Genomic DNA, 8,867 nt, shown 5'->3' with positions numbered 1-8,867 from the left:
CCCCCCCCCCCCCCCCCCCCGCCCGGGCGCCCCCCCCCCCCCCCCCCCCCCCCCCCCCCCCCCCCCCCCCCCACTCCGCTCACGGCCAGCGGACCAGGCCGTCCGCGCCGAGGACGGCACCCTCGGCCGGGCGGTGCGGCGCCAGCCGCCCGTCGGGCATCAGGTGCTGGACCGGCCGCCCGCGGGCGAGGACGACGACGTCGGCGACCAGCCGCCGGTGGCAGCGCCACCACACGCTCTCGCTGCACATCACCGCGACGGTCGCCGTCGCCGCCTCGGCCAGCACCTCGTCCAGCGCGGCGGCGAACTCCGGCGTGCGGGTGTGGGCGGCGTAGGCGGCGAACTGGGCGACGGTCCACCAGCCGTCCTCCGCCGGACCGCCGGGGAGCCGGCGCCGGCCGCCGAGCCGCTCCTCCCACCGGTAGCCGATCCCCGCTGCGGGCAGCCACCCGGCCAGCGCCTCCCGCCGGACGTCGGGGTTGTCCCGGCTGCCGGGGAAGCGGCGCACGTCCACCACCGTGCCGACCCCCGCCGCGAGCAGGCGCGCGCCGAGGGCGTCGCGGCGCTCGGGTCCGTGACCCACGGTCAGCAGCGCTGGAAGGACCACCCTCCTCCCCACCCCTCGCGAGCTCGGCGCGGGCCCCTGGAGGGCGGCCGCTCCCGGGTGCCCATCGTGCACTCGCCTAACGTCGAGGGGTGGGCGTGGACGACGGGACGACGGCGGGAGCGGTGGCGGCGCGGAGGTCGCTGCTGCGCGAGCCGGCGATGCGCTCGCTGCTGGCGGTCACGATGCTCGGCTTCGCCAGCTACTGCCTCACCCTGGCCTCGCTGCCGACGTACGCGGTCGAGGGCGGCGCGGCGGCGGCCACGGCCGGGCTCGTCACCGCGGTGTTCCTCGTGGTCACCATCGCTGCGCAGGCCGCCGTCCCGGCGGTGACCGCCCGGGTGGGCACCGGGCCGGTGCTGGCCGCCGGGCTGGTCGCCATCGGCCTGCCCTCGCCGCTGTACGTCCTGGACGACGGCCTGCTCTGGCTCTCGGCCCTCTCGGCGGTCCGCGGCATCGGTTTCGGCGTCATCACCGTCCTGGGCGCCCTGTTCGCCGCCGCGGTCGCCCCGCCCGAGCGCCGGGGGGAGTCGATCGGCCTGTACGGGCTGGCCATCGCCGTGCCCAACCTGGTCGCCGTCCCGGCCGGGGTGGCCCTGGTGCTGGCCGGGCACGAGGGCTGGCTGGCCTGGCTGGCGGCCTCGCCGCTGCTCGGGCTGTTCTTCCTGCCCGCGCTGCTGCGCACGGCCGCGCCGGTCGCGCCGTCGCCGGGTGGCGGGGCGAGCCGGCGGGCGGTCGCGGCGTCGCTGGCGCCGTCGGCGGTGCTGCTGGTGGTCACCCTCGCCGGCGGCGGGGTGGTGACGTTCCTGCCGATCGAGCGGCCCGACGGCTCCCTGGCCACGGTGGCGCTGCTGGTCATGGGCGTCACCACCGCGCTCGCCCGCTGGCGGGTGGGGGTGCTGGCCGACCGGCTCGGTACCCGGCTGCTGCTGCCGGCGGGGGTCGCCGTGGGGACCGCGGGCATCGCGCTGCTGGGCGCCGGCCTGGTCTGGGGCGACGGCTGGCTGCTGGCGGCCGCCGCGCTGTTCGGCGTCTGCTACGGGTCGGTGCAGAACCTGACGCTGCTCACCGCGTTCGCCCGGTCCGGGGCCGGTGGGGCGACGGCGGCCAGCGCCATGTGGAACGCCTCGTTCGACGCCGGGACCGCGGCCGGCGCCCTCGCCCTGGGCTGGATCGCCGGCGGGCTCGGGCTGTCGTGGACCTACGTGGTGGTCGCCGCCGTCCTCGCCGCGACGGTGCCGCTCGCCGTCGCCGCGGCCCGCCCGTACGCGGCGCCGTGAGGGTCAGCCGGCCATGCGGTCGGCGGCCTCCCGCAGCCGGCGCACCAGCTGCACCTCCTGGGCGGCCCGCAGCAGCCAGACCCGCAGTCCCTCGACGTCGGTGCGGTTGCGGTCGCGGAGCACGCCGAGGTGCACCTGGCGGGTGGCGGCCTGCGCCCGCTGGGCCGGGGGCAGCCGGCGGCCCTCCGCACGGGCGATCGCGGTCAGCCCGGCGCCGAGGAAGGCGAGGTCGCGCACCTCGGTGAGCTCCGCGAGCAGGGCCGTGGCGGCGTCCTCGCCGTCCTCGAGCCGGCGCAGCAGCTCGTCGGCGCGGTCGCGGCCGGCGGTGAGGTCATCGGGGGCGGTCACCCGCCCACTGTCCCACCGCCGGGCCCCGTCCGGAGGCTCGCGCCGAGCCCGCGAGGCGTGGAGGAGGACGGGGTCCTCCTTCACGCGTCGCGGCGTCCGAAGGCCCAGGCGGCCACCGCGACGAGCGCGACAACCTCCGCGGCGAAGACCGCGAAGCCCGTCCAGGGGCCGAGCAGCTCGGGGTTGAACGACACCGGGGTGGTCACCGCCGAGCCGGCGTTGCCGGGCAGGACCTTGGCCACCCACCCGCCCCACGCGCCGGGGAGCAGGAACGCCATGTTGCCCACCACGAAGACCAGCGCCAGCACGGTCGACAGCGCCGCCGCGGTGTGCCGCACGAGCAGGCCGACGGCCATCGACAGCAGCCCCAGCCCGGCCAGGTACAGGCCGCTGCCGAGCAGCGAGCGCAGCACGCCGTCGTCGGACAGCGACAGCCCGATGCCCTCCGCGGACAGGAAGGCGTTGCCGCCGAGGTAGCCGGCGAAGGCGGTGACCGTGCCGGCCACGAGCAGCGTGCCCGCGAGCACGACCGCCTTGGCGGCCAGGACCGGCCAGCGCCGCGGGACGGCGGCCAGCGTGGCGCGGACCATCCCGGTGCCGTACTCGCTGGTGGCCACGAGCGTGCCGAGGACGACGGCGGTGACCTGGGCGATCATCAGCCCCCAAGTCACGAAAGAGGCCGGCGACTCGTCGGCCTCGTCGCTGGCCAGCCACTCCGCGCTGGTGGCGCAGACGAGGACGGTCAGGCCGGCGCCGAGCACGAACAGGGAGCCCACCGACCAGGCGGTGGAGCGCACCGACCAGAACTTGATCCACTCGGCCCGGAGGACGTCGGCGAACCCGGGGGCGCGGGTGCGGGCGACGGCGGGGCGGGCGGCGACGGCGGCGGTCATCGCGCGGCCCCCACGGGGGCGGTGCCGTACTCGACGCTCTCGGCGGTGAGGGTCATGAAGGCGTCCTCCAGGGACGACTGCACGAGGGTCAGCTCGTGCAGGACGAGGCCGTGCGCGCCGGCGAGGTCGCCGACGCCGGTGGTGTCGAGGCCCTGCACGCGCAGCTCCGCGCCGTCGGCGGTGACGTCGGCGCCCGAGCGGCGCAGCAGCCCGGCCAGCTCCGCCGCCTGGGGGCTGCGGACCCGCACGTGCGCGGCGGCGTGCCGGGTGATGAAGTCGGCGGTCGGGCAGTCGGCCAGGACCCGGCCGCGGCCGATGACGACGAGGTGGTCGGCGGTGAGCGCCATCTCCGCCATCAGGTGGCTGGAGACGAACACCGTGCGGCCCTCCGCGGCCAGCTGCCGGGCCAGGCCGCGGACCCAGCGGATGCCCTCGGGGTCCAGCCCGTTGACCGGCTCGTCGAGGACGACGACGGCCGGGTCGCCCAGCAGCGCGACGGCGATGCCCAGCCGCTGGCCCATGCCGAGGGAGAAGCGGCCGACCCGCTGGCCGGCGACGCTCTCCAGGCCGACCAGGCCGAGCACCTCGTCGACGCGGGAGGCCGGCAGCGCGTTGCTGGCGGCCAGCCAGCGCAGGTGGTCGCGCGCGGTCCGCCCGGGGTGCAGGGCGCGGGCCTCCAGCAGGGCGCCGACCTCCCGCAGCGGGGCGGGGGAGTCGACGTAGCGGGAGCCGTTGACGGTGATGCTGCCGCGGGTCGGCCGGTCCAGGCCGAGGAGCATCCGCATCGTCGTGGACTTCCCGGCGCCGTTGGGGCCGAGGAAGCCGGTGACGCGGCCGGGCTCGACGGTGAAGGAGATCCCGTCGACCGCGGTCCGCGTGCCGTAGGTCTTGGTGAGGTCCCGGGCGACGATCACGGCGCGGCCGTCCGGGTCGGGGCTGTGGCGGTCATGCCGTCGAGGCTCGCCGCCGCGGTCGGTCCGGTACATCCGGGAGCGCCCTGACCGGACCCCCAACCGTCCCCGACGGCGGCGTGGGGGTCAGCCCGCCCCGGCCACCGGCAGGCGCAGCGCCGTGGCGATGGTGCGCGCGGAGACCTCCGGCGGGCTGGTGTCGGTGTCGACGACGACCTCGGCGGGGAGCACCTCGGCCGCGTCCTGCCGCAGCGACCGCAGCACCGTGACGTCGGTGAGCTTGCCGAAGGCCGAGCGGTCGGCGTTGGCCAGCCGGGCCTCCTGGACGGCGGGGGAGACGCGCAGCCCCACGAAGCGGACCCGGCCGCCGGCGTCCTCCACCACCCGGCGGGTGCGTTCGGGGAAGCCCGCCGGCACGGTCGGCTCCGGGGCGAAGGTGAACACCAGCGAGCGGCCCGAACCCGCCGCGGCGGCGAAGGTGCTCAGCCAGAACTGCTCGCGCAGGCGCACGAACTCCGGACTGCCGAACGGGAAGACGGCGAGCAGGGCGTCGACCACCAGGTGGTTGTGGAACAGCGGCAGCCCGGTCAGCGCCGACAGGGCGCGGCCGGTCGTCAGCTTGCCGGAGGCGATGCCCCCGTGCAGGAACACGAGCTGGGCGGACACGGCGTGCACTCTGCCGGGCCGGCGGGGTCAGGCGGCGGTGCGGGCCGGCCGGAGCTCGCGGGCGAGGTCGACGGCGGCCGCCCGGCCGCCGCGGTTGGCGCCGATGGTGCTGGCCGTCGGGCCGTAGCCGACCAGGTGCAGCCGCGGCTCGCCGACCACCCGGGTGCCGTCGACCGGGATGGCGCCGCCGGGGGCGCGCAGGTGCAGCGGCGCGAGGTGGGCGACGGCGGCGCGGAAGCCGGTGGCCCACAGGATCGCGTCCGCGCGGACGGAGCGGCCGTCGTCCCAGGCGACGCCGTCGGGGGTGATGCGGTCGAACACCGGCAGCCGCTCCAGGGCGCCGCGGTCGCGGGCGGCCGCGATCCACGGCGTCACCACCAGTCCGGTGTTGCCCACGACGCTCCCTGGCGAGCGGCCCTCCCGGACCGCCGCGGCCACCCGCGCCACCGCCTCGCGGCCGGCGGCCTCGTCGAACGGCCCCTCGCGCCACACCGGCGGCCGGCGGGTGACCCACGTCGTCCGGGCGACCTCGCTGATCTCGCCCAGCAGCTGCAGCGCCGAGGCGCCACCGCCGACGACGACCACCGACTGCCCGGCGAACTCCGCGGCCGACCGGTAGTCCACCGTGTGGAGCTGCCGGCCGCGGAAGGTGTCCTGGCCGGGGTAGCGCGGCACGAACGGGCGGGTCCAGGTGCCGGTCGCGTTGACCACCGCACGGGCCGACCAGTCGCCGGCGGGGGTCTCCACCCGGAACCCCTCGCCGTCCCGGCGCACCGCGGTGACCTGCACCGGGCGGTGCACCGGCAGGGCGAACCGCCGCTCGTACTCGGCGAAGTAGGCGGGCACCGCCTCGGCGGCCGGCTGCTCGCCGCGGCCGGGGAAGGCCAGGCCGGGCAGGTCGTGCACCCGGTGGGTGGTGCCGACGGTGAGCGAGGGCCAGCGGTGCCGCCACGCGCCGCCGGCGCCCTCGTCGGCGTCGAGCACCACGAACCCGCTCTCGCGGGGGAAGCCGAGCCGGGCCAGGTGGTACGCGGTGCTCAGGCCGCCCTGGCCCCCGCCGACCACCACGACGTCCACCTCGCGACTGCTCACGACCACGCAACGCCGGGCGGGACGCGCCGCTTCCTCAGCCGGGCGGCGTGCGCGACAGCCCCGCCAGGCCGGCGCCGCTGACGGTCACGCGAGGCGCGGCCGGGTCGAACTCGGACCGGACGGTGACGGCGTCCGGTCGGGCCTCGACCAGCACCACCGGCACCCACCCCTCCTGCGGCGACGACCACCACCACCGGTCGGCCAGCAGTGCGAGACCGCGGGCGTGCAGGAACGCCGTCGCCGCGTCCCGGTCGCCGAACGTGGCCAGCTCCGTGCCGAACAGCGTGCGCGCCACCCACACGTCGGCGCCGTCGCGCCGCTCGGCGGAGAGGCGGCCGACGAGCTCGCCGTCCTCGGGACGGTGCACGGGGGAGGTGGTCACGAGGCGACGGTAGGAGCGCGGGCAAGGCGTTTTCGCAGGTCCGGCCGTCTTGCGCAGACCTTGCGGCTCCCGGGAGGGAGCCCTGCGGTCGGGCCTCCAGAGTCAGTGCCGTCGCCGGGAACGCCCGCCGGCACGCAGACCGAGGGAGAAGCGCAGTGACCGTCCAGACCGCTCCGACCGCCCGCCGGCGCCGGAACCGTGCCCGCGTGGCGGCGTCGGTCGCCGTCCTGGGTGTCACCGGCGCCGTCGCCGGCCTGGCCACCTACGGCACCTTCACCGACAGCACCAGCCCGGTGGTCACCACCACCGCGACCGGCGTGGTGTCGATCGACCTGGCGAAGGGGGCCGGCGCCGCGACGCTGTCGCTGTTCCCCAACGGCGGCTTCCTCGCCGGTGACTCGGAGAGCAGCCCGGTCGACCTGGTGAACGACGGGACGTCGGCGCTGTCGCGGATCTCGCTGGCCTCGCGGGCGACCACCTCCAGCGCGCTGGACGCCGACCCGGCCAACGGCCTGCAGCTCACGGTCCGCGACTGCCCGGTCGACTGGACGAGGGTCGACGGCGCCTGGACCTGCTCCGGCACCGCCTCGACGCTGTACTCCGGCCGGGTCCTGCTCGACGCGACGCTGCCCGGCCTCGACAGCCTCGCGCCCGGCGGGGTGGACCACCTGCTGCTCACCGCCACGCTGCCCTCGACGGCCAGCGACGAGTCGGTGGCCGGTGCCTCCAGCGCCCTGGACTTCACCTTCACCGCGGTGCAGCGGGACGGCGCCGCGCGGTAGAGCCCGCACCTCGTGGGTCCGGTTCGGCCGGCGTCTCCGATGCACGGGGGGACGGAGCAGTCGGCCGGGGGGACCCGGACCCGCGAGGAGCGAGAACACGACCGGGGTCTGCGACGCACGGGGGGACGCAGCACCCGGTCCGGGGGAAACGGGAGGGGCCGGTGCGGACACGAGTCCGCACCGGCCCCTTGCGCCGTCCGCCCGGGGGTCAGGCGTGGGCCGGCTCCCCGGCGGGCGCCGTCATCCGGATGAGGTGGTCGAAGGCGCTGAGCGCGGCGGTCGAGCCGGCGCCCATGGCCGTCACGATCTGCTTGTACGGCTCGGTGGTGCAGTCGCCGGCGGCGAACACGCCGGGGACCGAGGTGGCGCCCCGCTCGTCGACGACGACCTCGCCGCGGGCGGTGAGCTCGAGGCTGCCCTCGAGCCACTCGGTGTTGGGCAGCAGGCCGATCTGCACGAAGACGCCCGACAGCTCCAGCCGGCGGCTCTCGCCGGAGGGCCGGTCGGTGTAGGCCAACCCGGTGACCCGGCTGCCGTCGCCGAGCACCTCGGTGGTGACCGCCGAGAGGACGACGTCGACGTTGGGCAGGCTGTGCAGCTTGCGCTGCAGCACCTCGTCGGCCCGCAGCCGGTCGTCGAACTCGATCAGCGTCACGTGGTCGACGACGCCGGCCAGGTCGATCGCCGCCTCGACGCCGGAGTTGCCGCCGCCCACGACCGCGACCCGCTTGCCCTTGAACAGCGGTCCGTCGCAGTGCGGGCAGTAGGTGACGCCCTTGTTGCGGTACTCCTGCTCGCCCGGGACGCCGATGTGCCGCCAGCGGGCCCCGGTCGCCAGGACGACGGCGCGCCCCTGCACGTGGGCGCCGCTGGCCAGCTCGATCGTGTGCAGCCCGCCCTCGGTGTCGGCGGGGACCAGCTTCGCGGCACGCTGCAGGCCCATGACGTCGATCTCGTACTCGGCGGCGTGCTGCTCGAGCGCGGCGGCGAGCTTCGGGCCCTCGGTGTAGGGGACCGAGATGAGGTTCTCGATGGCCATGGTGTCGAGCACCTGGCCGCCGAGCCGCTCGCCGACGACGCCGGTGCGGATGCCCTTGCGCGCGGCGTAGATGCCCGCGGAGAACCCGGCGGGGCCGGCGCCGACGACGAGGACGTCGAAGGGGTCCTTGCCCTCGATGGCCTCGGCGGCCCGCTCGGTGGAGCTGGTGTCGAGCTTGGCGAGGATCTGCTCGAGCGTCATCCGGCCCTGGTCGAACACCTCGCCGTCCACGAAGACGGTCGGGACGGCGAGCACGCCGCGCTCCTCGACCTCGTCGCGGAAGACGCCGCCGTCGATGGCGGTGTGCCGGATCCGCGGGTTCAGCACGCTCATCACGTTGAGCGCCTGCACCACGTCGGGGCAGTTCTGGCAGGTCAGCGAGAAGACCGTCTCGAAGGCGTACTCGCCCTCCAGGGACTGGATCTGCTCGACGAGCTCGGGGGCGATGTTGGGGGTGTGCCCGCCGACGTGCAGCAGCGCGAGCACGAACGAGGTGAACTCGTGGCCCAGCGGCAAGCCGGCGAAGCGGACGGAGACGTCGGTGCCGGTCCGCACGATCGCGAAGGAGGGACGGCGCTCGTCGTCGTCCCGCCGGACGTAGGTGACCTGGTCGGACAGGGCCGCGACCTCGGTGAGCAGGTCCTCCATCTGGGCGGACTTGGCGCCGTCGTCCAGGGAGGCGACCAGCTCGATCGGCCGCTTGACCAGGGTCAGGTGCTGGGCGAGCTGCTGGGAGAGGGCGGGGTCGAGCACGGGCACGTCAGGGCCTCCGGGGTGCGGGATCGGTGGTGAGACGGGACCGGGCGGCGGGGGGGGGGGGGCCGGCCCCGCCCCCCGCGGGGGCCCGGACGCGCGTTTGTTTTCGACCCG

General features: G+C 76.7%; 10 protein-coding genes. 2 read left to right on the top strand and 8 right to left on the bottom strand.

Going from position 1 to position 8,867, the window contains the following annotated elements; genetic code table 11:
• Nucleotides 1-79 precede the first annotated feature (79 nt).
• Nucleotides 80-607, bottom strand: coding sequence for a DUF488 domain-containing protein (locus ACI8AX_RS23445; protein ID WP_456552284.1), 528 nt, complete (start codon nucleotides 605-607; stop codon nucleotides 80-82).
• 89 nt (nucleotides 608-696) lie between these two features.
• On the opposite strand from ACI8AX_RS23445, the gene ACI8AX_RS23440 reads away from it, so the two are divergent.
• The gene (locus ACI8AX_RS23440; protein ID WP_456552283.1) at nucleotides 697-1,884 is read left to right on the top strand and encodes an MFS transporter; all 1,188 of its coding nucleotides are present in this window, start codon (nucleotides 697-699) and stop codon (nucleotides 1,882-1,884) included.
• Between the two features lie 3 nt (nucleotides 1,885-1,887).
• Here the strand turns inward: ACI8AX_RS23440 and ACI8AX_RS23435 are convergent, their stop codons facing one another.
• The 6 genes from ACI8AX_RS23435 to ACI8AX_RS23410 all read right to left on the bottom strand — a co-directional run bounded on the left by ACI8AX_RS23435 (nucleotide 1,888) and on the right by ACI8AX_RS23410 (nucleotide 6,176).
• Nucleotides 1,888-2,232, bottom strand: coding sequence for a hypothetical protein (locus ACI8AX_RS23435; protein WP_456552282.1), 345 nt, complete (start codon nucleotides 2,230-2,232; stop codon nucleotides 1,888-1,890).
• 80 nt (nucleotides 2,233-2,312) lie between these two features.
• A complete protein-coding gene (locus ACI8AX_RS23430) occupies nucleotides 2,313-3,125 on the bottom strand; it encodes an ABC transporter permease (protein WP_456552281.1) in 813 nt (270 codons plus the stop codon).
• Entirely contained in the window at nucleotides 3,122-4,039 is a 918-nt protein-coding gene (locus tag ACI8AX_RS23425; protein WP_456552280.1) for an ABC transporter ATP-binding protein, read from the bottom strand. Before ACI8AX_RS23425 ends, ACI8AX_RS23430 begins: the two co-directional genes overlap by 4 nt.
• Nucleotides 4,040-4,162: 123 nt before the next feature.
• The gene (locus tag ACI8AX_RS23420) at nucleotides 4,163-4,702 is read right to left on the bottom strand and encodes a hypothetical protein (RefSeq protein ID WP_456552279.1); all 540 of its coding nucleotides are present in this window, start codon (nucleotides 4,700-4,702) and stop codon (nucleotides 4,163-4,165) included.
• Nucleotides 4,703-4,729: 27 nt separating this feature from the next.
• Nucleotides 4,730-5,794 carry an NAD(P)-binding domain-containing protein gene (locus ACI8AX_RS23415; RefSeq protein WP_456552278.1) on the bottom strand — a complete coding sequence of 355 codons (1,065 nt, stop codon included), beginning with the start codon at nucleotides 5,792-5,794 and terminating at the stop codon, nucleotides 4,730-4,732.
• Between the two features lie 34 nt (nucleotides 5,795-5,828).
• Entirely contained in the window at nucleotides 5,829-6,176 is a 348-nt protein-coding gene (locus ACI8AX_RS23410; protein WP_456552277.1) for a hypothetical protein, read from the bottom strand.
• 155 nt (nucleotides 6,177-6,331) lie between these two features.
• Between ACI8AX_RS23410 and ACI8AX_RS23405 the strand changes: the two genes are divergently transcribed.
• The gene (locus ACI8AX_RS23405; RefSeq protein ID WP_456552276.1) at nucleotides 6,332-6,958 is read left to right on the top strand and encodes a hypothetical protein; all 627 of its coding nucleotides are present in this window, start codon (nucleotides 6,332-6,334) and stop codon (nucleotides 6,956-6,958) included.
• Between the two features lie 208 nt (nucleotides 6,959-7,166).
• On the opposite strand, the gene ahpF is transcribed toward ACI8AX_RS23405, so the two are convergent.
• Complete coding sequence (ahpF, locus tag ACI8AX_RS23400) at nucleotides 7,167-8,756, bottom strand: alkyl hydroperoxide reductase subunit F (RefSeq protein ID WP_456552275.1); 1,590 nt, start codon at nucleotides 8,754-8,756, stop codon at nucleotides 7,167-7,169.
• Nucleotides 8,757-8,867: the final 111 nt, after the last annotated feature.

Source organism: Blastococcus sp. SYSU D00813, assembly GCF_054050735.1.
The sequence above is the reverse complement of the archived record's forward strand: the minus strand, read 5'-3'. Positions and strand labels throughout refer to the sequence as shown.

Bases quoted from the DNA above. Each gene is read 5' to 3' on its own strand.
- ACI8AX_RS23430 (WP_456552281.1), bottom strand. From the start codon at position 3,125: ATGACCGCCGCCGTCGCCGCCCGCCCCGCCGTCGCCCGCACCCGCGCC.